Source organism: Actinomyces sp. Z16, assembly GCF_003111765.1.
Taxonomy (GTDB): Bacteria; Actinomycetota; Actinomycetes; order Actinomycetales; family Actinomycetaceae; genus Actinomyces; species Actinomyces glycerinitolerans.
Genome location: NZ_CP027862.1, coordinates 255,291 through 279,193 on the forward strand (window position 1 = coordinate 255,291; position 23,903 = coordinate 279,193).

At 67.4% G+C, this 23,903-nt stretch carries 22 protein-coding genes; 17 read left to right on the top strand and 5 right to left on the bottom strand.

Going from position 1 to position 23,903, the window contains the following annotated elements:
* Nucleotides 1-883: 883 nt before the first annotated feature.
* Nucleotides 884-1,609 (bottom strand): response regulator transcription factor, encoded by a 726-nt coding sequence (locus C3B71_RS01085; protein WP_073329755.1) that lies wholly within the window; start codon nucleotides 1,607-1,609, stop codon nucleotides 884-886.
* Entirely contained in the window at nucleotides 1,606-2,472 is an 867-nt protein-coding gene (locus C3B71_RS01090; protein WP_073330450.1) for a sensor histidine kinase, read from the bottom strand. Before C3B71_RS01090 ends, C3B71_RS01085 begins: the two co-directional genes overlap by 4 nt.
* 501 nt (nucleotides 2,473-2,973) lie before the next feature.
* Here C3B71_RS01090 and C3B71_RS01095 point away from each other — a divergent pair.
* Nucleotides 2,974-3,807, top strand: coding sequence for a glycosyltransferase family 2 protein (locus C3B71_RS01095; RefSeq protein ID WP_073329758.1), 834 nt, complete (start codon nucleotides 2,974-2,976; stop codon nucleotides 3,805-3,807).
* Here the strand turns inward: C3B71_RS01095 and C3B71_RS01100 are convergent.
* The gene (locus C3B71_RS01100; RefSeq protein WP_108965517.1) at nucleotides 3,765-6,107 is read right to left on the bottom strand and encodes a hypothetical protein; all 2,343 of its coding nucleotides are present in this window, start codon (nucleotides 6,105-6,107) and stop codon (nucleotides 3,765-3,767) included. The two genes, C3B71_RS01095 and C3B71_RS01100, sit on opposite strands and share 43 nt — an antisense overlap.
* A gap of 63 nt (nucleotides 6,108-6,170) precedes the next feature.
* Between C3B71_RS01100 and pheA the strand changes: the two genes are divergently transcribed.
* Complete coding sequence (gene pheA, locus C3B71_RS01105) at nucleotides 6,171-7,127, top strand: prephenate dehydratase (RefSeq protein ID WP_073329765.1); 957 nt, start codon at nucleotides 6,171-6,173, stop codon at nucleotides 7,125-7,127.
* A 67-nt stretch (nucleotides 7,128-7,194) separates the two neighbouring features.
* Here pheA and C3B71_RS01110 read toward each other — a convergent pair whose 3' ends face one another.
* Nucleotides 7,195-8,247: a diacylglycerol/lipid kinase family protein gene (locus C3B71_RS01110; RefSeq protein WP_108965519.1), complete on the bottom strand. Its 1,053-nt coding sequence runs from the start codon at nucleotides 8,245-8,247 to the stop codon at nucleotides 7,195-7,197.
* Between the two features lie 165 nt (nucleotides 8,248-8,412).
* Nucleotides 8,413-9,345: a hydrogen peroxide-inducible genes activator gene (locus C3B71_RS01115; RefSeq protein ID WP_108965521.1), complete on the bottom strand. Its 933-nt coding sequence runs from the start codon at nucleotides 9,343-9,345 to the stop codon at nucleotides 8,413-8,415.
* Between the two features lie 187 nt (nucleotides 9,346-9,532).
* On the opposite strand from C3B71_RS01115, the gene serS reads away from it, so the two are divergent.
* The 15 genes from serS to C3B71_RS01190 all read left to right on the top strand — a co-directional run bounded on the left by serS (nucleotide 9,533) and on the right by C3B71_RS01190 (nucleotide 23,902).
* A complete protein-coding gene (gene serS, locus C3B71_RS01120) occupies nucleotides 9,533-10,807 on the top strand; it encodes a serine--tRNA ligase (RefSeq protein WP_108965523.1) in 1,275 nt (424 codons plus the stop codon).
* Nucleotides 10,808-10,851: 44 nt separating this feature from the next.
* A complete protein-coding gene (locus C3B71_RS01125) occupies nucleotides 10,852-11,859 on the top strand; it encodes an HAD family hydrolase (RefSeq protein ID WP_108965525.1) in 1,008 nt (335 codons plus the stop codon).
* On the top strand, nucleotides 11,856-13,547 hold the full coding sequence (locus C3B71_RS01130) for an ABC transporter substrate-binding protein (RefSeq protein WP_108965527.1): 1,692 nt from the start codon (nucleotides 11,856-11,858) through the stop codon (nucleotides 13,545-13,547). Before C3B71_RS01125 ends, C3B71_RS01130 begins: the two co-directional genes overlap by 4 nt.
* Before the next feature lie 435 nt (nucleotides 13,548-13,982).
* Nucleotides 13,983-14,213 carry a hypothetical protein gene (locus tag C3B71_RS01135; RefSeq protein WP_073329779.1) on the top strand — a complete coding sequence of 77 codons (231 nt, stop codon included), beginning with the start codon at nucleotides 13,983-13,985 and terminating at the stop codon, nucleotides 14,211-14,213.
* Between the two features lie 133 nt (nucleotides 14,214-14,346).
* Entirely contained in the window at nucleotides 14,347-15,669 is a 1,323-nt protein-coding gene (locus tag C3B71_RS01140; RefSeq protein ID WP_108965529.1) for a DUF6571 family protein, read from the top strand.
* A 29-nt stretch (nucleotides 15,670-15,698) separates the two neighbouring features.
* A complete protein-coding gene (locus C3B71_RS01145) occupies nucleotides 15,699-16,457 on the top strand; it encodes a DUF6571 family protein (protein ID WP_442778375.1) in 759 nt (252 codons plus the stop codon).
* A 154-nt stretch (nucleotides 16,458-16,611) separates the two neighbouring features.
* Complete coding sequence (locus C3B71_RS01150) at nucleotides 16,612-17,148, top strand: hypothetical protein (RefSeq protein WP_108965534.1); 537 nt, start codon at nucleotides 16,612-16,614, stop codon at nucleotides 17,146-17,148.
* Between the two features lie 41 nt (nucleotides 17,149-17,189).
* Complete coding sequence (locus tag C3B71_RS01155) at nucleotides 17,190-17,897, top strand: hypothetical protein (RefSeq protein WP_108965536.1); 708 nt, start codon at nucleotides 17,190-17,192, stop codon at nucleotides 17,895-17,897.
* Between the two features lie 339 nt (nucleotides 17,898-18,236).
* Nucleotides 18,237-18,956, top strand: coding sequence for a hypothetical protein (locus C3B71_RS01160; protein WP_234416013.1), 720 nt, complete (start codon nucleotides 18,237-18,239; stop codon nucleotides 18,954-18,956).
* A 380-nt stretch (nucleotides 18,957-19,336) separates the two neighbouring features.
* Nucleotides 19,337-19,744 (top strand): hypothetical protein, encoded by a 408-nt coding sequence (locus C3B71_RS01165; protein ID WP_146752380.1) that lies wholly within the window; start codon nucleotides 19,337-19,339, stop codon nucleotides 19,742-19,744.
* A 40-nt stretch (nucleotides 19,745-19,784) separates the two neighbouring features.
* Nucleotides 19,785-20,480, top strand: coding sequence for a hypothetical protein (locus tag C3B71_RS01170; protein ID WP_146752381.1), 696 nt, complete (start codon nucleotides 19,785-19,787; stop codon nucleotides 20,478-20,480).
* A gap of 522 nt (nucleotides 20,481-21,002) precedes the next feature.
* Complete coding sequence (locus tag C3B71_RS01175) at nucleotides 21,003-21,545, top strand: hypothetical protein (RefSeq protein WP_234416015.1); 543 nt, start codon at nucleotides 21,003-21,005, stop codon at nucleotides 21,543-21,545.
* A 163-nt stretch (nucleotides 21,546-21,708) separates the two neighbouring features.
* Nucleotides 21,709-22,335: a hypothetical protein gene (locus C3B71_RS01180; RefSeq protein ID WP_108965544.1), complete on the top strand. Its 627-nt coding sequence runs from the start codon at nucleotides 21,709-21,711 to the stop codon at nucleotides 22,333-22,335.
* Between the two features lie 40 nt (nucleotides 22,336-22,375).
* On the top strand, nucleotides 22,376-23,074 hold the full coding sequence (locus C3B71_RS15725; protein ID WP_146752382.1) for a hypothetical protein: 699 nt from the start codon (nucleotides 22,376-22,378) through the stop codon (nucleotides 23,072-23,074).
* A 6-nt stretch (nucleotides 23,075-23,080) separates the two neighbouring features.
* Nucleotides 23,081-23,902 (top strand): hypothetical protein, encoded by an 822-nt coding sequence (locus C3B71_RS01190; RefSeq protein WP_108965547.1) that lies wholly within the window; start codon nucleotides 23,081-23,083, stop codon nucleotides 23,900-23,902.
* The last annotated feature ends 1 nt before the right edge of the window (nucleotide 23,903 follow it).

Sequence of the window (23,903 nt, forward strand, 5' to 3'; positions counted from 1 at the left end):
TACGGGTTCTTCCGTTTTGGGGGTGCGGTGGGTTGATGGTTGGCGTGTGTCTGGATTGTTGGTTGCGTGCGCGGCAGATCGGGTGCGGTGCGTGGCGTGATGGGCGGGGGTGGAAGAGAGCGCCGTGGATCTCGGCGGGCCACGGTGGATCGGGTGCGGCGACGGTTCGTGCGTTTCGACGACGGTTCGTGTGTTCGGGTCGACGGTTCGGCACTTCCTGCGACGGTTCGGCACCTAGAGGTACGTACCGTCGCGGTTCATGCCGAATCGTTGGTGCTAACTGCCGAACCGTCATCGTTCATGACGAACCGTCGCGCAGCGTCCCGCGGGGCGCACGAGTGAACACGCGAAAAGCCCGCTCCCCCGCGGCGGCCATGTTCGCACCCCGGGCGCCCGGGGCACGGCAACAGGAGCGCTGGAATCAGTGGAATCACTGGCCGGCGCCGTCAACGGCCGCCATCGTGATTCGGGAACTGCTTGATCCAGGTGATTCCAACGAGTCGTCAGCCACCAACGGCCACGAGCCCGAGAACGACCCGGGTTCGGCCAAGACGACCTCGCCGGCCCGAGAACGACCTCGCCGACCTGAAAACGACCTCTCACACCCGAGGACGACTACCGCCTCGCAGCCCCAACCCGGAACCACCACACCCACAAACACGAAGAGCCCGGTTTGCCTGTCCATACGTCCAAGGTCTCCAGCAAACCGTTAAGTGGCGTTGTTAACGATGAACCGGCGTAACCAACACCACGCATCCAACACCGACCCACCACCCCGACCGATCTCAGCACGTAACTTCAACCGACCTCGGTGAGGGGCGGGGTGCCGTCAGCACTCGCGCCTCCCTTCCGCCCTGCCCTGTGCGGTTCTGCCTTGCCCTGCTCAGTCCTGCCCCAGGGGCGGCATGCGGTAGCCGCGCCCGCGCACCGCCACGACGACGTCGGCGGGCACGTCATGCGCCTGAAGGTGCCGGCGCAGTCGGTACACGGTGGTGCGCACCATCTCCCGGCCCCCGGAGTCGTCGCTGGTGCCCCACACCTCGTTGAGCAGTTCCTGCCAGGTGACGACGGCGTCGCGCCGCCGCGCCATGGTGGCCAGTAGGCGGGCCTCCGTGTCCGGCAGGGGAATGTTGCGTCCGCCCCAGGAGACCCGACCGGTCGCCGTCGATACGCGCAGGGGGCCGTTGGTGATCGCATCCGGACCCGAACCGGAGCGGCGCGTGACCGCCCGGGCCCGCAGCGCCAGCTCGCGGGGCGAGAAGGGCTTGGTGACGTAGTCGTCTGCGCCCGCCTCCAGTCCGGCGATCCGATCCGGCTCGTCGCGCATGGCCGTCAGCAGGATGATCGGGACCTGGCTGCCGGTGCCGCGCAGGCGGCGGCACAGGTCGACGCCGGAACCGCCCGGAAGCATCACGTCCAGGACCACCAGGTCGATGTCGCGGGTGGAGGCCAGCTCCCAGGCACTCTCGGCGTCCGGCGCCGTCAGGCACTCGAAACCTTGCGTCTCCAGCGCGAAGGTGACCACGTAGAGCATCTGTGGCTCGTCGTCGACGACGAGCGCCACCAGCTTCGGGGCAGGCAGTCCGGGGACGGGGTTGCTCGACGTCACGCTGGTGCTCCGTTCGTGGGTGCCGCGTCCGGCAGAGGTGAGCCGGAGACGGTGTCGGGGTGCAGCGGCAGCGTCAGGTAGACGGTCGTGCCCCGCGCGGCGATCGTATCGATGAGCACGCGGCCGCCGTGCGCCTCCATGATCCGCTGCGTCACCATCATGCCCAGGCCCGCGCCGCGGCTCGACGGCGCCGTCAGGGGGTTGGAGGTCGCATAGGGGGTGAAGGCGCGCCGCCGCTCCTGCCGGTTCATGCCGGTGCCGTCGTCCATGACCGTGATGAGGGCGTCGTCGGTGTCGGCGCTGATGCGTACCGTCACCGGCCGGCCGTCGCAGTGCCGCAGTGCGTTGGTCACCGCGTTGGCGACCGCTTGGCGCAGCAGTCCGCGATCGGCCTCCACGCGGACCGGGCGTCCGTGGTCCTCCAGGCGGATCGGGGTGTGCGCGGAGCGGCGCATCTCCTGGATGAGGTCGCGCACGAGGGCGCGCAGCTCGACGCGCTCCCGACGCAGGTCGCGGACCTCGTGGTCCAGGCGCGCCTCGGTCAGGAAGTCCTCGGCCATCTGGGAGGCGTCGCGGGCATTGTCGAGGATGGTGGTCACGAAGCGCCGCTGCACCTGGTTGAGGTCTCCGGGGGTCTCCTCGTCCAGCAGCTCCGCGGAGGCGCTGATCAATGCCAGGGGCGTGCGAATCTCGTGGGCGAGGACGTCGCGCGGGGTGCTGCGCCGCTGGGCCTCCTCCCGCAGGCGGGCATTGTCCCGGCGGGCAAGCGTCAGTTCCCGGCGCCAGCGTGCGGCCAGCACCGCGGCCGCGACGGCGGCGGTGGCCAGGGCCCAGCCGACGGCCACGTTGAGGAAGACGCTCATGAGTCCCATCATGCCTGTTCGTCTCCGCCTGCTGCGGGGCGGCGGGTAGCGGCGCGTGCACCCGGCCCCCGTGGATGCGAGTTCAAGCTGCGGATCCGCGGGCGGCGCTTTGGTGTCGGGGGGTGCCGCCGAGGTGTCGGGGCCGACGGTGGCCCCGTGGCCGCCGGGCGGGGCGGACGCGGGGAGACCGGCGATGGGGACCCGTCGCCTTTGACGTGTCCCGATGACTGCACCATGCCACCTTCCGACGCGCCGGAGTGTGATGGACGGCACAAAATTGCCGCAACGGCGAAAGCAAGACTTTTCTGTCGCGGTTACATGGTCGAGATCGGGACCGTTGTCCCATGGCGGACGTTTGACCTATATGGCGGTTGTCGGGGCTCCGTCTGCCTGGATGGGTACCGCTCACATGCCGACGCGGAGAAATGGGACTGTGACCCGAGGGTGGTGTCTTCGGGAACGACCTGCCGCCGATATGACTACCCTGGGGCTGTGAGCCCGATGCCGCCCTCTGAGTCGCACCCCGACCAGCTCCCTGACCAACGCGTTGCCGTGGTCATCCCGGCCAAGGACGAGGCTGAACGCATCGCGGGCACGGTGCGCGCCTGCCGGGCCATCCCGCGGGTCGACCTGGTAATCGTCGTCGACGACGGCTCCACCGACGGCACCCAGGAGCACGCGCGCGCCGCTGGCGCAGTAACGGTCCGCCACGCCGTCTCCCGCGGCAAGGCCTCCGCCATGGAAACCGGTGCGAGCGTCGTCGCCATGCGCGACTACGAGGACGGTCCGGCCCGACTGCTGATGTTCATCGACGCGGACCTGGGCGACTCCGCCGCCGCCTGCGCCGAACTGGTTCCCCCGATCGTCGACGGCGTGGCGGACATGTCCATTGCCGTCCCGCCCAAGCAGGCCGGGGCCGGTGGTCGCGGCAGGGTGGTGCGCGCCGCCCGCGCCGCGATCGCCTCCGCGACCGGCTGGGCCCCCGTCGCCCCGCTGTCCGGGCAACGCTGCATCACCCGCGATGCCTACGAGGCGGCCTCGCCGCTGGCCGAAGGCTGGGGCGTCGAAGTCGGACTGAGCATCGATGTGCTGGTCGCCGGCATGACCGTGATCGAGGTGCCCTGCGACATCACCCACCGCGTCTCCCGCAACGACCGTGCCGGGCGCCTGCATCGGGCCGCCCAGTACAAGGACGTGATGCGGGCGGTGACCTCCCGTCGTCTGCGGCGCGTGCGCGTGCCCGCCGACAAGCTCGACGCCGCCGCTGTCCACGACCAGCTGCCCTTCCGCGCCTACCGTGCCCTGGCTGACGCGGCCCCCGTCGGCGAGGCCTGACCCGGGCCCGAGAGCAGCAGCGCCGCGAGTGCCGGCAGGGCGGCGGCCGCCGAGAAGAGCAACATGGTGGGGCCGGAGTCGTTGACGAGCACCTCCACCACCACCAGCACCGCCAGTGCGCGCAGCGCCGGGGACAGCCAAGCCGGTGCGGGCGTCGTCGCCAACCAGGCGTAGGGGCCCCGCCCCGCCCGGGCCCGGCGCACCGTCCGCGGCAGCCAGCGGGCGACCGCCACGGCCAGCACCAATCCCACCGCCAGCGCCGCCAGCGCCAGCGGACTGGACCGGAACGGGCTCACCAGCGCGCCGGCCTTGCGCACCAGCGTGGTGCCGGCGGTGCCGTCGAGCACCTGGGCCACGAAGCCGCCCAGGTGTGTGCGTGAGCCGCTGGCGTAGTCCACCAGCGCGAACCCACCGACCACGCCCACGGTCACCGCGCCGACCCCCAGCCAGCGCCGCAGCCCCAGCCGCACGCCGGCCAGACCCGCGCCCAACGCCACCAGCGCCGGAATCAGTGTGAGCGCGCCGCCGACGTCGGCCCCCAGTTGCGGGGCCCCATCGACCGCGAGCGCAAGCAGCCCGGGCACCGCCACCGCCGCCACGACGGCCGCACGCCGATGCCCACGGGTGGCGGCGAACCGGTCGGCGCCGACGGCCAGTGCCACCACCAGCGCCCCCGCCGCCAGCGCGAAGGCCGTATTCGACACCCCGTAGAAGCGCCCGGCCACCACCGCGTTCATCCCCAGCGGCCCGTTGAACCCCAGCGGTGCGCCCACTGCGGCATCGGCCAAGATCACCACCGGCGCGGTGGCGGCCAGCGCCAGCGCCGCGCCCGGGGCGCCCAGGCGCGGCATTCGTGCCAACAGCGCCGCCAAGCCGGTGAGCAGTCCTGCCCCGAGCGCGCCCACGAGGGCCGCCAGCGCCGGCGCCCAGGTATTCGCGCGCCACCAGGGCACCAGGTTGGCCAGCCAGATTCCGGCCGGCAGGGCGGTCACCCAGCAGGCCGCCCAGCCAAGCCGCCCCAGTGCCCCGCGCCGCGGGCGGCGCAACCCAAGGCCGACGGCGACCAGCAACACCAACGCGGCCGCCAGCAGCACCAGCGTCACCGGGATCACCGCGCGCTCGGAGGCGACGGCGTGGACGGCGTCGTCGGCCAGGGCGGCTGTGCGGTCGGCGCCCGCGGGGGAGTCGGGGTCGGCGGCGCCCGCGGAGGGGTCTGCGGCGCCGGCGGTCGGCGCGGTCGGCAGCGTCAGCACCCCGCCGCTCAGCCCGGAAGCGGCGACGGCGTCCCGGCCTGCGAGCGCCGCCAGCAGCGTGGGCGCCAGGTCGGTCAACTGAATCAGGCCGCGCCGGTGCGTGCTCGGACCGACCAGCAGCCCGCCGTCGCTGCCACGCGTGGATGTGGTTCCGGCTGGCAGGATCGCCAGCTGCGGGGAGGGGTCCTGCGGGTCGGCCACGGACATGACGACGACGCGCGCCGGCCCGGTCAACTCGCCAAGCGCCTGCGCGAGGGCCTGGACCGCCTGCGCCGCCCGTGACGGCTCGGTCGGCGCCGACGCCGGCCCGGTGTCCCCCGAGTCCGGTGTCCCCATGAGGTCTATCAGGATCAGGCCCGGTGCGGCGCCGTCGTCGGCTGCACGGTCGCCGGCGGCCCCGGTTCCGCTACCCGCCAACAGTGCGGCCGGATCGGCGGAGTCAGGCGGCCCGGCCGCATTGGTCAGTGCCAGTACGGCGCCATCCCCGGCGGCGGCGTAGCTCATCCCGGCCGCCTCGAGCGCCGTCGCCAGCGTGCCCGGCTCGGCCCCGTAGCCGTCGGCCTGCGCCAACCGGGCGGCACTCGTCCAAGTGCCACCGGAACACGTCGTCGTGGCATGCAGGTGGGAGGCGTCGGCGCGGGCGCGCGTGCCCGCCCCCAGCGTCAACCAGCCGTCGGCCGGGCAGCTGGCCTCCCCGACCGTGCGCTGGACCAGGTTGACCGGCTCATTCGCCGCCGCATAGTCCAGGACCGCGGCGGCGTCCGCGGCGACCAGCGGGTCGTCGGAGGCGGCGAGCTCCCGCACCGCGGTCCATGACAGTCCGCTTACCCCCAGCACGACCAGCGGCGCGGACTCGTTAGGGCTAGTCGAAACTGCAGCCGAGACTGCCCGCGCAGCGGGAGAGGCGGGCGCCGTCGTCGACTCCGCAGCGGCCGCCGCCGAGACCGGCCCCACCGCGCCCAGCACCACCCCTACCAGTAGCGCCAGCACCGCCCGGACGGCGACCGCACGCCGCGGCCGCCGCCGGATGCGCTGGGGCTCGATCATGCCGCCCAGCCTACGTGGGGCATTCGCGCGCGTCGGCGGCGAATCGCGGGATAGCCTGGCCCCATGACGACCCCAGCCCCCACCTGGTCCTTCCTCGGCCCCGGAGGCACCTTCTGCGAGTCCGCCCTGCGGCAGGTGGCCCCCCGCGACGTCGTCCTCGACCCCTGCCAGGACGTCCCCACCGCGCTTGACCGCGTGCGCGACCGCAGCGCCGTCGCCGCCGTCGTCCCCATCGAGAACTCGGTCGAAGGCGGCGTGAATGCCACGCTCGACAACCTCGTGGCCGGCGCGCCCCTGGTGATCGCCGCCGAAATGGCCGTGCCCATCACCTTCGTGCTGGCCGGTCGCCGGGGCACCCGCCTGGAGGACGTGCGCGCCATCTCCACCCATCCGCACGCCTGGGCACAGTGCCGCGGCTGGGTCCACCAGCACCTACCCGAGGCCGTCTACATCGAGGGCAGTTCGACCTCCGCGCCCGCTCGCGCCCTGGCGGAGGCCGACGACGCCGCGGCCGCCGCCCTGGACTACCAGGCAGTGCTGTGCAACCCCCTCGCCGCGGAGCAGTACCACCTGAGCATCATCGCCGGGGGCGTGGCCGACAACCCCGACGCGGTCACCCGCTTCGTCAAGGTGTGTCGTCCCGGGCGCGTCGGCGAACCCACCGGCGCCGACAAGACCACCCTGCTGGTGCAGCTGCCACACAACCGTGCCGGCGCCCTGTTGGACATGCTCGAACAGTTCAGTGTCCGCGGTGTGAACCTCACGCGCATTGAGTCCCGGCCCGTCGGCGACTCCCTGGGCCGCTACCGCTTCTCCATCGACGTTGAGGGACACATCCGGGAGGAGCGCGTGCAGGCGGCCTTCATCGGTCTGCACCGCACCTGCCCGTTCCTGCGCTTCCTCGGTTCCTACCCGCGCCTGGACTCGCTGCCCGTGGTGGTCCCCGCCGGCACGAGCGACAAGGACTTCGTGGTGGCCCGTTCCTGGGTCGCCGACGTGCTCGACGGCCGCACCCTCTGAGGGCGCGCCGCACCCTGGGCTATGCGGGGCGCTGCACCCTGGGCTATGCGGGGCGCCGCACCCTGGGCTATGCGGGGCGCCGCACCCGTAAGGCCCCGGGCTGCACGCGTACGCGGATGCCGCGCGTGGGGGCCACCAGGTCGCCGTCGACCTCGACGGCGACGGGCTGCTCCAGCCACACCGTCGCCTCACGCCCACGCCGCAGCAGCACTTGGGCGGCACCACCGGTGGAGTAGGACGCCGGCCGCGGCGGCAGCACCTGCCGCGCCAACGACGCCCAGCCCCACAGACCGTACAGCGTGTCGATGGCGGCGACGTCGAGCAGGCCGTCATCCAGGCGGGCGTCCGGCAGCAGCGTGACCCCCGCGGGCAGCCGCCCACCGTTGGCGATCAGCAGGGTGCGTGCCAGCATCCGTTCGGTGCGCGGAACCTGCGGCGACGCCGGTGCCGCCGCATGTGCCTCCGGTGCGGCGGCGCTCGCGGGGCCGCTCGCAATCCTCAGCACCAGATTCAAACGGCGCTGCCCCAGGTTCTCCAGTGCCGCCAATCCGTATGCACCCCAGCTCAGGCGCTCCTTCAGGGCGGGGCGTGTGGAGGCCACCAGGCCGGCGTCGAAACCAATGCCGGCCACCACCAGGCACGCGTGCTCGCCGCCCAAGGTCGGCCGCGCCCAACCCTGCGGCGGCTCAGCGATGCCGGCGGCATGGCCACCGGCCTCGGTGCGTACCCACAACAGGTCGGTCGGTGCCGCGCGACCGCTTGCCGCGATGCGTGCCAGTTCCGTGTAGCGCCGCAGCGGTAGGCCGAGGTTTCGAGCGGCCAGGTTGGCGGTTCCCAGCGGCATGATCCCCATGTCGACGCCGGTCCCGGCCAGGCCCGCCGCCACGGTGCGCACCGTGCCGTCCCCACCCGCAGCGACCACTAGCCGGGCCCCGGAGGCGACCGCGAGACGAGCCTGAATAGCGCCGGTCTCCCGGGCGGAGGTCTCCAACCAGACGGTGCGGTAGCCGGCCGTATGCAGCGCCCCGCCGAGCACCCGCCGCACTTCCGACGTGGCGGCGGGCTTGGCGGGATTGATGACGACGGCGGCAACCGGCGCCGGGACGGTGCCGGCGGTCATAAGGCAAGGCTACCGGCCCGGCGACTCCGCCGCCCCGGTTCGGGCGGGGCGGCCACGGTTCGCAGCACGGGCCGCACTCGTATCCCGGCACGGATGAGGCTCGTTGCCGCCGTATCGACCGGTCTCGGCGCATCACTTGTGCCGAGACCGCGAATTGATGGGGCGTCAGGCGGGCACGTCGTCGGCGCCGGGCAGCCCGGCCTGGCGGGCAAGGCCGGTGATGACCCCGGCGAGGCGGGCGAAATCGGCGCCGCGCGAGGAGGAGCGGCGGTGCACCAGGCCGATGCGGCGGGTCGGCACCGGGGCGGCGAAGTGAGCAACGGCGTACTCCTCGCCGGATAGCAGTCGCAGCGCCCCCTCGGGGATCACCGTCACGCCGACGCCGTGTGCCACCATCCGCACCACCGTGGACAGGGTGGTGGCCACGGCGGCCGGCGGGTTGGCGCCGTAGCGCTGACACAGGGCCAAGGTCTGATCGCGCAGGCAGTTGTCCTCGTCGAGCAGGAGGAGCCGCTGTTCGTCGAGCTCGGTGGGGACGACGTCGTTGCGCCCCGCCCAGGGATGGCCGGCGGGCACCAGGATGGCCAGCGGTTCGTCGTACATGGGGATCGCGGTGGCGCGGCGCAGGTCGACGTCGATGGTCATGATCGCGGCATCGAGGCGTCCCTGTCCGAGCATGTCGAGCAGGTCGCCGGTGACCATCTCCCGCAGTTCGGGGCGAAGCAGCGGCAGCTCGCGGCCGAGGCCATCCAGCACCAGTGGCACCAGGTAGGGGGCGATGGTGGGGATGACGCCCAGGCGCAGAGTGCCGGCCAGCGCAGCCCCCTGGTTGGTGACGGCTTCGTTGAATGCCTCGGCGGCGAGTACGGCCTCGCGCGCATATGGCAGCAGCGCCTGACCGAGCGGGGTGACCATCACTCGGCGCGTGGTGCGCTCGACGAGTTCGCCGTCGACGCGTTTCTCCAGGGCGGTGATCGCCTGCGACAGGCTGGGCTGGCTCACGCCCAGCGCCGATGCCGCTTCACCGAAGTGCTGGTGGTCGCATAGCGCGACGAAGGCCCGCAACTGGGAGAAGGAGGGGGGAGAAGTGCTGGACATGATGGGTCCCGAATGTAGGCGGAGATCCGGCCGGGCGGGCCGGGGATAGTCGTGGGGGGTGGTTTATTGGTATTGACTCTAGATCACGCGCGGATGGATCTCATGCCGTTTGCAGTTGGAGCTCGCGCCTGGGGCGCCCATACGGCGCTGACTGGCGGCAGGCCCACGTCTGGCTACACTCGCACCCATGATCGATCTGCGTGCGCTTCGTGAGAACCCCGAGCCCTTCCGTGCCAGCCAGCGTGCCCGCGGAGCCGACGTCTCCCTGGTCGACCGCATCATCGAGGCCGATGAGGCCCGCCGCACCAGCCTGGCCGGCTTCGAGTCCCTGCGGGCCGAGCAGAAGACGGTCTCCCGGTCGGTCGGCAAGGCCTCCACCCCCGAGGAGCGCGAGGTCGCCCTGCGCGGCGCCAAGGAACTGGCCGAGCAGGTCCGGCAGGCCGAGGCGTCCGCCAACGCCGCAGCCGCCGAACTGGACGAGCTCGCCTCCCAGTTCCAGAACCTCATCGAGGGCGCTCCCGCCGGCGGCGAGGAGGACTACGTGGTGCTGCGCCACGAGGGCCCCGCCCCGCGCGACTTCGCCGCCGAGGGCTTCGAGCCGGCCGACCACCTGGCGCTCGGCGAGGGCCTGGACATCATCGACACGCGCCGCGGCGCGAAGGTCTCCGGCGCCCGCTTCTACTATCTCAAGGGCTGGGGCATGCGCCTGGAGCTGGCGCTGCTGACCGCCGCCCTGGACAAGGCCGTGGAGCACGGCTTCATCCCCATGACCACCCCCACCCTGGTCACCCCACAGGTGATGGGCGGTACCGGCTTCCTCGGCGCCCACAGCGACGAGATCTACTACCTGCCCGCCGACGACCTGTACCTGACCGGCACCTCCGAGGTGGCGCTGGCCGGCTATCACACCGACGAGATCCTGGACCTGTCCGCCGGGCCCAAGCGGTACATGGGCTGGTCCACCTGCTACCGGCGTGAGGCCGGCGCCGCCGGCAAGGACACCCGCGGCATCATCCGCGTGCACCAGTTCAACAAGGCGGAGATGTTCTCCTACTGCCGCCCCGAGGACGCCGCCGAGGAGCACCAGCGGCTGCTGGCCATGGAGGAGGAGATGCTCTCGCTGGTGGGCCTGCCCTACCGGGTGATCGACACCGCCGCCGGCGACCTGGGCTCCTCCGCCGCCCGCAAGTTCGACTGCGAGGCCTGGCTGCCCACCCAGAACCGTTGGATGGAGGTCACCTCCACGTCCAACTGCACCACCTTCCAGGCGCGTCGGCTGTCCATCCGCGAGCGCCGCGACGGCAAGACCGCACCCGTGGCCACGCTCAACGGCACCCTGGCCACCACCCGCTGGATGGTCGCCATCCTGGAGAACCAGCAGCGTGCGGATGGGACCGTCGTCGTCCCCGAGGGGCTGCGCCCCTACCTGGGTGGCCTCGAGGTCATCGAGCCGGCCGCCTGACGTCATGCGCAGCGAGACCACCCCCGCCTCGTCGGCGCTCTGACATGTCAACCCGGAACGACGACGACACCCCGCTGATCGGCTCGGCCGCCTGGAACTCCCAGACGGTCGGCGTCTACGGGCCCGGATACGATCGCCCGCTGTCCCATGATGACTACCACGCGCTGGTGCGCGCGCGCATGGCCGACCTGGACCGCCTGGACGCGATCGGCGTCGACGGGACGGCGAACCTGGCCCCCGGTGGGCGGCTGATGGTGGCCCTGGATGTGGACGGCACCATCCTGGACCTGGACGGCGGCGTCTCCGAGCGCGTCATGGCGTCGATCGCCCGCATGCGCCACCACGGCGTGCAGGTGGTCATCGCCACCGGGCGCGGCATCTCCGCCGCCCTGCCGGTCGCCCGTCGCCTGGGCCTGACCGACGGGTGGATGGTGTGCGCCAACGGCGCCATCACGCTGCGGATGACCCCGGTCGCCCCGGGCGGCTACGAGGTCGTCGACTCGCGCACCTTCAACCCGGCCACCGCCATCGACACCCTGCTGGAGGCGGTCCCGGATGGGATCATCGCGGTGGAGGACCTGGGCGCCGGCTTCCGCGTGTCCCGGCCCTTCCCCGACGGGGAGCTGATCGAGAAACAGACGGTCGTGCCCCTGGAGGAGCTGCGTCGCGGTGAGGTCACCCGGGTGGTACTGCGGGCGCCGGGCATGCCGGTGGATGAGTTCACCGCCGTCGTCGGGCGGGCCGCACTGCATTCGGTGGAGTACGCGGTCGGCTGGACCGCCTGGCTCGACGTCGCCCCGCAGGGCATCACCAAGGCCTCCGCCCTTCAGGCACTGGTGACCAGGATCGGCACCGACTCCGACCACGCCATCGCCGTGGGTGACGGCACCAATGACGTCGAGATGCTGCGCTGGGCGGGCGTCGGGGCCGTCATGGGCTCGGCGCCGCAGTGGGTTAAGGAGCAAGGGGATATCGTTACCGATACGGTATGGCACGATGGTTGTGCGGCCGTGCTGGACGCCGTTGTGGAACGAACCCGGAGGAGCTCATGAAACGGTCGCGGAACACCCTGCGGCATGCCGCCGCCCACGTCGCCCCGGCAGCGGCGGCACTGCTGCTGCTCACCGGCGGCCTGACCGCCTGCTCTACGGGCGACGACGTCGACCCCACCGCCACCGGGACCGGCCCCTGCGCCGCACTGGCCGATTACGGGGAGTTCCCCGACGGCGTCACGGTCACCATCGCCACCGCCTTCACCGGCACGGAGGCGGAGCGCTTCGACGCCTCCGTCGAACAGTTCGAGGAGTGCACCGGCATCGACGTCGTCCAGAACGGTTCGGATGATCTGGAGTCCCTGCTGCGGCAGGCGGTCGGCGCCGCGGCGACTGGGCCGGAGGCCACGGACGACGCGGACGCAACCGGAGAGAAGCAGGTGGCTACGGAGCTTCCGGACCTCGCCGTCGTCCCCCAGCCAGGCCTGGTGGGCGACCTGGCGCGCGCCGGAGTGCTGGTGGCCGTACCGGACTCGGTGGGCGCCAACGTTGAGCTCGGCTGGGACCGCGCCTGGATGGACGTCGGCTCGGTGGACGGGGTCTTGTACGCCGCGCCGCTGATGGCGTCGGTGAAGTCCTTCATCTGGTACTCGCCGGTCGCGTTCGCGCAGGCGGGCTACGAGGTGCCCGGCACCTGGGATGAACTGGTCGCACTCACCGAGCGGATCGCCGCCGACAATGCCACCGACGCCGATGACGCATCCGGTGGCGACGACGGTGACGGGAGTGCCGAGGACGCGGAAGCCGGCGACGCTGAAAAGGAGGGCGACGGGGCCGACGCCGTCGTCACCCCCTGGTGCCTGGGCGCCTCCGACGGCGACTCGACCGGCTGGGTCGTAAGCGACTGGTTGGAGGAGGCGCTGCTGGCCACCGACGGCGTCGGCGCCTATGACGCCTGGGCGAACCATGCCGTCGCGCTGGATGACGCCTCCGCGGTGGGCGCGCTGGACACGGTGGGCACCCTGCTCCTCGCCGATGGGAACGTCCCCGGCGGCGGCCAGCAGGCCGTGCAGACGAGCCTGGAGGAGGCCGGCGCGCAGCTTCTGGACGGGTCCTGCTACATGCTGCACGCCTCCTCCGGGTACGAGAACCTGCTGCCCGAGGGGGCGGAAGTCGTTGCCATCGGTGGTGCTCCGGGATCTGGAACCACCACCGCTGCCGGTGCGGGGGCGAGCGGGTCCGCCGCGCCGGCGGAAAGCGCCGCGGCACAGGCCACGGCCTCCCAGACGTCCGCGACGACGGGTGGGGTCGTCTCCGCGTTCCTCGTCCCGGGGGTGGTCGATGACGACATCGGCACCCCGGTGATCGTCGGCGGCGACTTCCTGGTGCAGCTGTCCGCGGGCGCACCCGCCACCGGAGAAGCCGCCGAGGACGGGGCCGATCCCGAGGCCGTTGAGGCGGTCATGACGTACCTTTCCAGCGCCGAGTGGGCGCAGCGGCGCGTCGACCTCGGCGGTGTGGCCACCGCTAACCGGAGTGTGGATGCGTCACAGATGCGCTCCGACGTCGCCAGGCGCGCCACCCTGCTGCTGCAGTCGCGCCAGTCCGTGATCCGCTTCGATGCCTCGGACTCGATGCCGTCGGGGGTGGGCACGGACGCGCTGTGGAGCGCCCTGACCCAGTGGACCACCGGCGAACTGGACTCCAAGGAGGCGCTGGCCCAGGCCGAGGCCGCCTGGCCCGAGTGAGCGGGGCCGAGTGAGCGGGGCCGAGCCCCGGGCAGGCGGGCGGAGTCGGGTGCTCGCACTTCTCGTGTCGGTCAAGCTGTGATAACGTCCTGGTGTCTAACCCGTCCCACCAGGTCGTTGCGTGGCTGGGAGCGGGTGTGTTCCTGTTGGCGCGCCCGGGCCCTGGTCCGGGGGAAGGGGCCCTGAGCCAGCCATGTCACACAACTTCTACGCAGGCACAGCCGCTGACGGCGGCTTCGACGCCGACGACGAGGACGGTTCGTCAGACTTCCTACGGCGATGTTGGAGGTTTGAGCGCGTTCAGCGGTGGATTGGCAGAGGTGTGGTCCTCGCCCCTGGTCGATGACGTCGGTTCAGCGTTATGCCCACCAAGCAGTTATAAAGGGACGAAAGTGACGAGAGAGTCCTTGTTATACGTTAGGAAGGTGTTTTGTTGTGGCGGATGAGGAGAAGCAGGAGGCCATTGAGGAGCTTCGTGCGCTGGTGCAGGACTCCCGTGCGGAACTCGGTCTGGAGGATGGCAGCAACAAGGCTGAGACCTTGTCCCAGGATCTGTCGGACGCGTGGAAGTCGCCGAAGGCCGATGACTACGAGGACCTGATCAGCGAGATGGTGACCGCAATCTATAATGATTGGTACAACCTGGAGGGTGCGCTGGACACGTAACCGTACCACCCACTGGTTGTTGCCTGCTCATTGATGCGCCGGCGTATGGATGAGCCTCGGCATGCGTTGGTCGTACGCCTTTCGCGGCCGGCTACTCGACGGGATTGTTGGTCAGATCGTACAGGAGTGACATATGGCTTACGTATATATACATGAGGAAGACCTACAGGCATTCATTGATTCCTTGAAGAGCTTCACCTCCTCGAATATTTCGGAGCTGGACTCCATAAGCAGGGCAAATACGGAGAGGGACGATCCCGCCGATATCCGCGACAAAGTCGAGTGGTGGGCACTCCCGCACGTGCGCATCGGTGACTTGTCACTAACGGCGGACGAGCTGCAGGTGCGGCTGAATCAGGCGGTGGAGATGAACTCCAACGGGATTACACCGATGGACGGTGATCTCATCTCCTACTACCTGCCCGACGGTGTAGAGGACACCCCGGCCAATGTCATGATCTATAACGGTGAGGCGGTAACCAATGGCGCGAAGGACGCCGAGGCCCTGCAGCAGGCTAGTGGCAGCCCCGATGGCGTGTCCGAGGACGGCCGCACCGTGGAGCAGGTCCTTGATGACATGGCCCGATATCAAGATGTGCCCGCCTACGGGGATGCGGTGGTGACCACCTTCGGTGGAGTGGACTACTACCTGGACTTCGTGCTTAACCTGCAGTGGCACTACAACAGCGTCGACAAGGAAGGTGTTCTTCATGTTGACAGGGATGGTCTGGATCAGGCGGTGGACGTGCTGGGGCGGGTGCTGGCCTCAGCCACCAACTCCGAATCTACGCCTGAGGGCCACGACTCCTGGTCGGATGCGATGTATGAGTCGGTGACGGTCAAGGGGCATCGGGGGCGGATGTCGGCGCTGAACGCGCTGCTGGCAGCCGACGATGCCGTCTACGACACCAATACCCTGGTGGATCTGGCCGACCAGTTGGAGGACCTGCCCTTTGATGGGGCAGCGGCCAGCAGCACCCCGGACTCGCTACAAGGCTGGTATGACGACGATTACGGGGTGCGCTACGACGAGGGCAAGGCGCTGCGTGGTTACTCGATGGACCCCCTGTATGGGGTGACGATGGCCATGGGTAACAATCCCGAGGCGGCTTTCAAGTATCTCAACCCCGACGGTCAGATGAGTAACGGGCAGTGGGTGCCGGGGGAGCAGTCCAAGAAGCGGTGGGAGCTGTTGACGGGCCGCGAGTGGGACGGTGAGGTAGGCCTGGACGGTTTCACGGCCGCCATGGCCGGGAACTCCGCCATGCGCGGCAGCGACGAAGCGGACACCGCCGCCGCGGCCACCTGGACTGTTGCCAGGTCCATGGAGTTCGCCGTCGACCAGGTCCCCTTCGCGAGCTACACGGAGGCCATGAAGGAGAACCTGTCCGTGGTGGTGGCTAACACCGCCGACCAAGGCGTCAAGGTCGCCATTGGCGCCTCCCCGAGGAACTAAGCCTGGCCGGTGAGCTGGATGACGACAGCCTGTACACCACGCTGGTCTACCGGCTCATTGACAATGAGAACGCCGCCGCCACCATCACCTCCGCCTTCACCAACGCCGCCATGGCCGAGTTCCCCAACATCATCACGCCAGAGCAGCTGGAAGATAAGTACGAGAAAGTTGGGTGCGTGTACGGGTACCTGGACGCGATCGGGAGTGAGCGCCTGACCGACCTCAAGGAGGCCTCGGCGGCTGAGAAGAAGGCCGCCGAGGACGCTATGGGCACCGTGGTCAGTGTGTTGACCACCGTGGTCGGTGCCGGGGTGACCGGCCCGGCCGCGAAGCTGGCCTGGAGCGTGGGTACGACCGTGACCAAGCCGATCATGGTCGACCAGCTCAACCCCGACGACCTGCCCGACGTCGACGTCCCCGGTACCGGCACCCCTTCATCGCTGGAGGCCCAGGCCTACGCCGAGGCCGTCAACCGGGGGCTCATCGCCGACCCGGAGGCCTTCAACTCAGAGTACCTCCAGCATGCAGGCAGTGGTGAGCCCTACTCCTGGTACACCACCAACGAGGACGGCGCCACCACCTTCAACCTCGACAACCCACCAACCGATGAGCAGAACAAGCAGATTCACTACTGGGCCGACGATATCAGCTCCGAACACGACCCCGAAGGCGCAATCAGACACGCGAATCGTGGCATCAACACGGGTGTCAGTAGAGGTCAGCGGCTGGTTCAAGGCGGTGATGGAGAGGGAGGTAAAGACGGTGATATCACGATCAAGCGGGACTAGACGGTCTGGCCACAACGACCGAAGTCAGCGCCATTGGTGGCATGCTCGGTCTGTTGCGGCCTTGTGCCTGGCGACGTCCCTGGCTGCGTGCGGTCTTATTGATGGCTCGGAGGAACCGATCCGTGCTCCGAGCACTCCGCTGGCGGATGAGATCATGTGCGGTATCTTCCCCAACCAGGAGCTCCGGGAGAGCCTCGGTTTTGACACCTACTGGTATGACTACATGACCGGTCCCACATCGGATGTGGAGACCGGCCAGTCTGGTTACAGCTACAGCTGCGATATGGACTCCGACCGTGATCCGTTCGGACTGATCGAGATCGACTACCGCATCGGAAGCCAAGTGCAGCCCAGTGCGCAACCTGCGTTGGAGTTCGATGATATTCCCGTTGAGTACTCCGATACCGCCCGGGAGGTGACTTTCGAGGGTGTGGAGGGTGAGGGTTGGGTGTGGACCGATGGTGTTGAGATCTATGTGGCCTGGCGTTACAACGACACGCAGGTGCTGTTGGCTCGGTTGACTTATTGGGGTCCGGATGAGGATCTGGATGAGCAGGTGGAGAAGTTCCATGCTGTTCTTGAGCCGGCCCTGGCCCTGATCCCCGAGCTGGCCTCCGCAACCCCCACCCACGTGATCGTCCCTTCACCCACGCCTGAAGCCGAGGACGCAGCCACCGGCACCGACGACTAACCCTTGTCACCGTACCGAACCCATAAGGAGAACCGCCTAGCATGCAACTATCAACATACCTGTCTCATCCGGGGCTGCGCCGTGCCACCGCAGGCGCTGCGGCCCTGCTGCTGGCCTGCACACCGCTGGTGGCGTGCTCGTCCGATTCCGATGACAACCCCCTGGGCATCCCCACCTATGATCCGGAGGCGATGGCCTCGGCCGAGGCCTCGGAGTCGGCTGCCGCAGCGGCGGCCTCCGCGTCTGCTGCGGCCTCGGCGGAGGCCGCCGGGGTGGTGACGGCGGAGTCGCTGTCCACCGACCGCTACGAAGTCACCTCCATCCCCGAAGACCTTGACGAGCAGCAGACCGAGATTCTGAAGGCCTTCATCAACTACGACCAGGTCACCTGGAACATCTGGTTCACCCGCACCGGCGTAGAGAACGCCGAACCCCTCATGACCGCCGAGGCATACCAGACCCTCAAAGTCAATTATGAGAATGCTGTAGACGGCCGCACCGATGGCACCGTGAGAATCTCGGTGATTTCGGTCTTCCTGACCTCACCCTATGACTCGCCGCCTAAAGCCACGGTCGAGGTCTGTGACGACCAGACAAACCTGGTGGACTACGATGTCGACGGCAATGACGTCAGCAACCCTGAGACTCTACAACAACGCTTCGGAAAAGCAGTGACCATGGTTTACGAAGATGGCACTTGGAAGGCGGCCGACGAACAAACGCTTTCCGCAAATGAATGTGTGGCGTGAATTATGGTGGCATCAACCAAATGCTTGAGGGTGATAGCGGCATTCCTTTGTCTAGTCTCCATGCATGTCTTGTCCCCCGCGGCATACGCCGCATACGGCAAAGACTCGAATGTAGGCAGCAGCTCGTCTGGTTCGGTGTCGTCGGGTGGGGATGGTTCGGTGCAGATTGCGGTGTCTGCGGAGTTCGTGTCGGCTGCGGCGGATGGTTCGGGCTCGGCCGGGGCGGTTGTGTCGTCGCAGTCGGTGACCGCGGCCGTGCATCCGGTGTGCTGGTACGAGCAGAGCGACACCGGCGCGGAGCGGGCGAAGTATATTGACTCGCCGATGGCCACCGATTACATGAGTACTACACGTGGCGACACGTGGGATGACTATAAGGCCCGCTTCCCGGACTATGAGTCGTATGCGGATGACACGGAGGGGCGCTGGTACATCCCGGTGTGCGATTCACGGTACATGGCTGACGGTGATGAACGCGATTTCGGGGAGGTCATGGCGGACTACTACGCCAACAACGGCCCGGTCTACGTGCCTGCCGGGAGTGCGGCTCCGGAGCCGGTGGTCGATGGTGCGACGTTGGCGCGGGCGGCGTGGGATGCGGTGACGATTCCTACGGCGACGATCGGCTACAACCCGATGGTCGGGGACTTGCAGGCTACGATCGTGGGTTGGGACACCTGGGTGTGGGCCACCGGTGATACGCCTAAGGAAGTACGGGTGACGGCTACGGCGGGTCCGGTGTCGGCCAGCGTCACTGCCACTGCCTCCATGCTTACTCTTCAGCCCAAGGATGGAGTCGCCAAGTGCACGGGCTTCGGGATCCCGTGGAGTGAGGACAACGATCGGATCGGCACCGACTGCGTCATCGTCTTCGATCGCTCCAGTGCGCACTTCAAGGACAATGTGACCCCGGTGGATGTGAAGGTGTCCTACGCCATCGAATATACCGCCACCGACGGGGCCACCGGCACCATGGACACTCATACCACCAGCACGACCACCACCATCCCCGTCGCCGAAATCCAAGCCCTCAACACCAGACCAACCAAACAACCATGACGTCGAGACTGCTACCAGTGGTGGGCAGCGGCTGGTCCAGGGCAGTGACGGCGAGGGAGGTAAAGACGGTGACATCACCATCAAAAGGGACTAGACAGTCTGGCAACGCCGCCAGAAGGCTAAACCGGCGGCAGTGGTGCGGTCGAGCCGTCACCGCCTTAAGCCTATCCGTGTCCTTGGCTGCGTGCGGACTCATCAATGGGTCGGATGGGCCCACGCAGCCGTCCGACACACCGCTTGCGGATGAAACTATCTGCGGTCTCTTCCCCAACCAGGACCTCCAGAACATCCTCGGTTTCAACACCTACTGGTACAGCTATAGCACCAGTCCCACGTCGAATGTGAATACCGGGGTGTCTGGCTACAGATACAGCTGTGACATGAGCTCCGATCGCGGCCCTTTCGGGCTGATTGACATCAGCTATGGTGTCGGGACATATCTTGATACTGGCAGTTATGGACTGGTCGAGTTCGACAGTATCAGTTCCGAGTTCCCCGACACCGCCCAGGAAACCAGTTTCGAGGGTGTGGAGGGCGAGGGCTGGGTGTGGACCTTTGATGTCAGTATCTATGTGGCCTGGCGTTACAACGACAACCAGGTGCTGTTGGCCAGGTTGACTTATTGGGGTCCTGAGGAGGGTCTGGATGAGCAGGTGGAGAGGTTCCACGCGATCCTTGAGCCGGCCCTGGCCCAGATTCCCGAGTTGGCTTCCGCAACCCCCACCCACGTCACTGTTCCTTCACCCACGCCCGAGGCCGAGGATACGGTCACCAGCACCGACGACTGATTCCTGTCACTACGCCGAACCATAAGGAGAACCGTCAAACATGCAACCTTCAACCCGCATATCGCGCCACGGTCGACACCGCCCGGTGGCTGCTGTGCTGGCACTGTTGCTGGCCTGTGCGCCTCTGGTGGCGTGTTCGTCGGGTTCGGATGACAACCCCTTGAATATCCCCACCTACGATCCGGAGGCTGCGGCATCGGCGGAGGCCTCGGAGTCGGCTGCTGCGGCTGAGGCGTCTGCGTCGGCAGCAGCTTCTGCTGAGGCTGCGGGTGTGGTGACGGCGGAGTCGCTGTCCACCGAGCGGCATGTGATCACGTCGATCCCTGAGGACCTGGATGCGCAGCAGACCGAGGTTATCAAAGCGTTCGTCACCTACGATGAGGTGACTTGGAACATCTGGTTCACCAGGTCAGGTGTGGAAAATGCTGAACCGCTCATGACCGCAGAGTCTTATCAGATCCTGAAGGAGAGCTACGACTCGCTTGGTGATGGTCGGACAGAGGGGACAGTGCGGATTTCTGTAATGGAGGTGTTCGCCATGAGTCCCACACAGGCCCAGGTGCTTACGTGTTCCGATCAGTCAGATCTCGTAGCTTACGATGCCGATGGCAATGATATTAGCAATCCGGAAACCCTCCAGGGTCGTTATGAGATTTTGGTTACCATGGAATATGAAGACGGAGTATGGAAGGATTCGGACGAGTCTACATTATCTGAAGGTAAGTGTGTGGTCTGAATTATGAATACGTGTAAACAGCTGGCTGTTGTTCTTGTTGTGGCCATGTTTTCCGCAGTCGTGTCTCTCGTCGGTTCTCCTACCGCCCTGGCCTTTAGGGAGTCGGATACCGAAGTCGGTTCGTCGTCTGGTTCGGTGTCGTCTGGTGGGGATGGTTCGGTGACGATAAGTGTCACGGCGACCTCGGTGTCCGCTGCGGCGGATGGGTCGGCCGGTTCTGGCGGTGGCGCTTCGACGTGGTCGCAGGCGGTGACCGCGAGTGTGCATCCGGTGTGCTGGTATATTCCGTATAAGACGGGTGAGGAGACTGCTAGCTCGTTGGAGTCGAATGATACTATCTATAATGTCACCCGTTTTAGTGGTCATACGCTGGAAGAATATCGTTCTCGTTTCCCGGATTACGAGTCTCATGCGTCCGACTCGGAGGGGTATTGGTACATTCCCTGGTGCTCTCCCGAGTATTACAGGGGGGATGATCTTGCGGACTTCAGCACGCTGTCAAAGAGTTGGGTTGAGAGGAACATGGCTGTATGGGTTCCCGCTGGTGGCTCGCCCCCGGAGCCGGAGATAGATGGTGAGACGTTGGCTCAGGCGGCGTGGGATGCGGTGACGATCCCTACTGCGACGATCGGCTATAACCCGATGGTTGGGGATGTGGGGGCCACGATTGTGGGTATGGATACCTGGGTGTGGGCCACCGGCGACACCCCGAAGGAAGTGACCGTGACCGCCACCGCGGGGGCCACCACCGCCACGATCACCGCCACGGCCTCCATGCTGACCCTCCAGCCCAAGGACGGCACCGCCAAGTGCACCGGCTTCGGCATCCCCTGGACTGAAGAGAACGACGCCAAGGGCACCGACTGCAAGATCGTGTTCAACCGGTCCAGCGCGCACTTCAAGGACAGCGTCACCCCGGTAGACATCAAAGTGTCCTACGCGATCACCTACACCGCCACCGACGGCGCTTCGGGCTCGATGGACACCCACACCACATCCACAACCACCAACATCCCGGTGGCGGAGATCCAGACGATTATCGTCCAGCCCACCGACGAACCATGAGACGCCCGGGAGAAGACTCTCGTGGGATGGCTGATGGTGGTTCAGGACGGTGACGGCGAAGGGAGGTAGGGAGATGAAGACGGTGCAGTCGCAATCAAGAGGAAGTAGGACCAGAGAACCCGGACGCGCAATCCGGTGGTGGTGGGGTAGGGCCGCTGCGGCCTTGTGCCTGGTAACCTCCCTGGCTGCGTGCGGACTCATTAATGGTTCGGACGAGACCACGCAGCCGCCGGAGACGCCTCTGGCGGATGAGACGATCTGTGGTGTCTTCCCCAACCAGGACCTCCATAACATCCTCGGTTTTGACACCTACTGGTACAGCTACAGCACCAGCCCCACAACGAACGTGGAGACCGGCGAATCCGGCTACAGCTACAGCTGCAACATGGACTCCGACGGCAACCCGTTCGGGTTACTCGAGATCGACTACGGCATCGGTACAGACCTTTATACCAGCGATGGGCTGGTGGAGTTTGATGATATTCCCGTTGAGTACCCCGACACCGCCCGGGAGGTGACTTTCGAGGGTGTGGAGGGCGAGGGTTGGGTGTGGACCGATGGTGTTGAGATCTATGTGGCTTGGCGCTATGACGACACCCAGGTGCTGCTGGCTCGCCTGACATACTGGGGTCCTGAGGAGGGTCTGGATGAGCAGGTGGATAAGTTCCATGCCGTCCTTGAGCCTGCGCTGGCCCAGATACCGGAGTTGGCCTCCGCAACCAGTACGCGCGTCGTAGTTCCCTCGCCCACGCCCGAGGCCGAGGACACGGCCTCCAGCACCGACGACTGATTCCTGTCACTACGCCGAACTCTAAGGAGAACCGTCAAACATGCAACCTTCAACCCGCATATCGCGCCACGGTCGGCACCGCCCGGTGGCTGCTGTGCTGGCACTGTTGCTGGCCTGTGCGCCTCTGGTGGCGTGTTCGTCTGAGGCGGACGATAATCCTCTGAATATCCCTACCTATGATCCGGAGGCTGCGGCGTCGGCGGAGGCGTCTGAGTCGGCTGCCGCGGCGGCGGCCTCCGCGTCGGCGTCTGCTGCCGCCCCTACCCTTGAGTCTCTGTCAGACCAGGAGCTGGGCTACCACATGGTCTCCATCCCCGAAGACCTCACCGAAGCACAGACCAAGGCACTGGTTGACTACGTCGCCTATGACCAAGTCACCTGGCGCATCTGGTCGACCGGCGAAGGCATCGAGAACCTGCCCACCGTCGCAACAGGGACCTATCTGGCGCACCTGCAGGAGGAAGCAGAACTGCTCAGCAGCAAGGGCGAACGGGATAATCCGCCGGTGCGAGTAGCAATCACCGAGGTGTCCGTCGCCGAAGACGGCACCTACGCAGAGATTACAGAGTGCAATGATCAAACCCAGGTGACCACCGTGGACGCCAATGGCAACGACATCACCGACCCGAACCGCCAACTCCGCTTCGAAGTCAACACCGTCATGACCCCCGCCGACGACGGAACCTGGCTGGCAACTGCAGAGACCACCACGTCCACCAACGAGTGCACCGTGGAGTGACAGTCGATGCGCACCCGGAAAATCCATGCCCTGCTCGCCGCCGTCCTTGCCCTGACCTCAACCCTCCTAATCACCGACAACCCCCAAGCAATCGATCGGGAAAGTACGACGAATTCCCAGTCCTCGTCTGCTGGTGTCTCGGCTTCCGGTGACGGCGGGGGCTCCATCGAGGCATCGGTGACCGTGACCTACACCTCCCCCGGTAGCACGCCGACCAGCCAGACGGTCACCTCCTCCACCCAGGTCGTACAAGTCCCGCCCTCATGCGGCTACAAACCCACCTACACCGGCCCCGAGATCGCGGAGATCTACCGCAATGCCCCCAAAAGCGCCCCCGGACTCAAACCCCTGTACGCCGACTGGGAAGACCACGCCGAGGACACCAACGGTCAGTGGTGGCGCTCCTACTGCGACCCCTCGGTATTCCCCGACGTCCAAAGCTTCGTGAAGGCACAACACGAGTTCGTCAACAACAACCCCACCGTGATCTGGGTAGTCGCCGATGATACCCCGCCGGCCCCACACGTCGATCCCGCCACTCTGGCCACCACCGTCTGGGAAAGCGTCAGCATCCCCGCCCCCGCCATCGACTACAACCCCAAGATCGGCGACAGCCAAGCCACCATTGTCGGCTTCGCCACCTGGATCTGGACCACCAACAACACCCCCAGCCGAGTCGAGATCCAGGCCACCGCCGGCTCAACCAGCGTGACCGTGACCGCGGCCTCCAACAAGCTCGACTTCTCGGCCCCGACAGCGAGGTCGACTGCACCGGCTTCGGTATCCCCTGGACCGAGCAGAACGACTACCTGGGCACCGACTGCATGAT

What these genes read in the sequence shown, in the direction of transcription:
- C3B71_RS01090 (WP_073330450.1), bottom strand. Translation starts at nt 2,472, where the DNA reads ATGAGCGTCTTCCTCAACGTGGCCGTCGGCTGGGCCCTGGCCACCGCC.
- C3B71_RS01095 (WP_073329758.1), top strand. Translation starts at nt 2,974, where the DNA reads ATGCCGCCCTCTGAGTCGCACCCCGACCAGCTCCCTGACCAACGCGTT.
- C3B71_RS01100 (WP_108965517.1), bottom strand. Translation starts at nt 6,107, where the DNA reads ATGATCGAGCCCCAGCGCATCCGGCGGCGGCCGCGGCGTGCGGTCGCC.
- pheA (WP_073329765.1), top strand. Translation starts at nt 6,171, where the DNA reads ATGACGACCCCAGCCCCCACCTGGTCCTTCCTCGGCCCCGGAGGCACC.
- C3B71_RS01110 (WP_108965519.1), bottom strand. Translation starts at nt 8,247, where the DNA reads ATGACCGCCGGCACCGTCCCGGCGCCGGTTGCCGCCGTCGTCATCAAT.
- C3B71_RS01115 (WP_108965521.1), bottom strand. Translation starts at nt 9,345, where the DNA reads ATGTCCAGCACTTCTCCCCCCTCCTTCTCCCAGTTGCGGGCCTTCGTC.
- serS (WP_108965523.1), top strand. Translation starts at nt 9,533, where the DNA reads ATGATCGATCTGCGTGCGCTTCGTGAGAACCCCGAGCCCTTCCGTGCC.
- C3B71_RS01125 (WP_108965525.1), top strand. Translation starts at nt 10,852, where the DNA reads ATGTCAACCCGGAACGACGACGACACCCCGCTGATCGGCTCGGCCGCC.
- C3B71_RS01130 (WP_108965527.1), top strand. Translation starts at nt 11,856, where the DNA reads ATGAAACGGTCGCGGAACACCCTGCGGCATGCCGCCGCCCACGTCGCC.
- C3B71_RS01140 (WP_108965529.1), top strand. Translation starts at nt 14,347, where the DNA reads ATGGCTTACGTATATATACATGAGGAAGACCTACAGGCATTCATTGAT.
- C3B71_RS01150 (WP_108965534.1), top strand. Translation starts at nt 16,612, where the DNA reads ATGTGCGGTATCTTCCCCAACCAGGAGCTCCGGGAGAGCCTCGGTTTT.
- C3B71_RS01155 (WP_108965536.1), top strand. Translation starts at nt 17,190, where the DNA reads ATGCAACTATCAACATACCTGTCTCATCCGGGGCTGCGCCGTGCCACC.
- C3B71_RS01160 (WP_234416013.1), top strand. Translation starts at nt 18,237, where the DNA reads ATGAGTACTACACGTGGCGACACGTGGGATGACTATAAGGCCCGCTTC.
- C3B71_RS01165 (WP_146752380.1), top strand. Translation starts at nt 19,337, where the DNA reads ATGAGCTCCGATCGCGGCCCTTTCGGGCTGATTGACATCAGCTATGGT.
- C3B71_RS01170 (WP_146752381.1), top strand. Translation starts at nt 19,785, where the DNA reads ATGCAACCTTCAACCCGCATATCGCGCCACGGTCGACACCGCCCGGTG.
- C3B71_RS01175 (WP_234416015.1), top strand. Translation starts at nt 21,003, where the DNA reads ATGGCTGTATGGGTTCCCGCTGGTGGCTCGCCCCCGGAGCCGGAGATA.
- C3B71_RS15725 (WP_146752382.1), top strand. Translation starts at nt 22,376, where the DNA reads ATGCAACCTTCAACCCGCATATCGCGCCACGGTCGGCACCGCCCGGTG.
- C3B71_RS01190 (WP_108965547.1), top strand. Translation starts at nt 23,081, where the DNA reads ATGCGCACCCGGAAAATCCATGCCCTGCTCGCCGCCGTCCTTGCCCTG.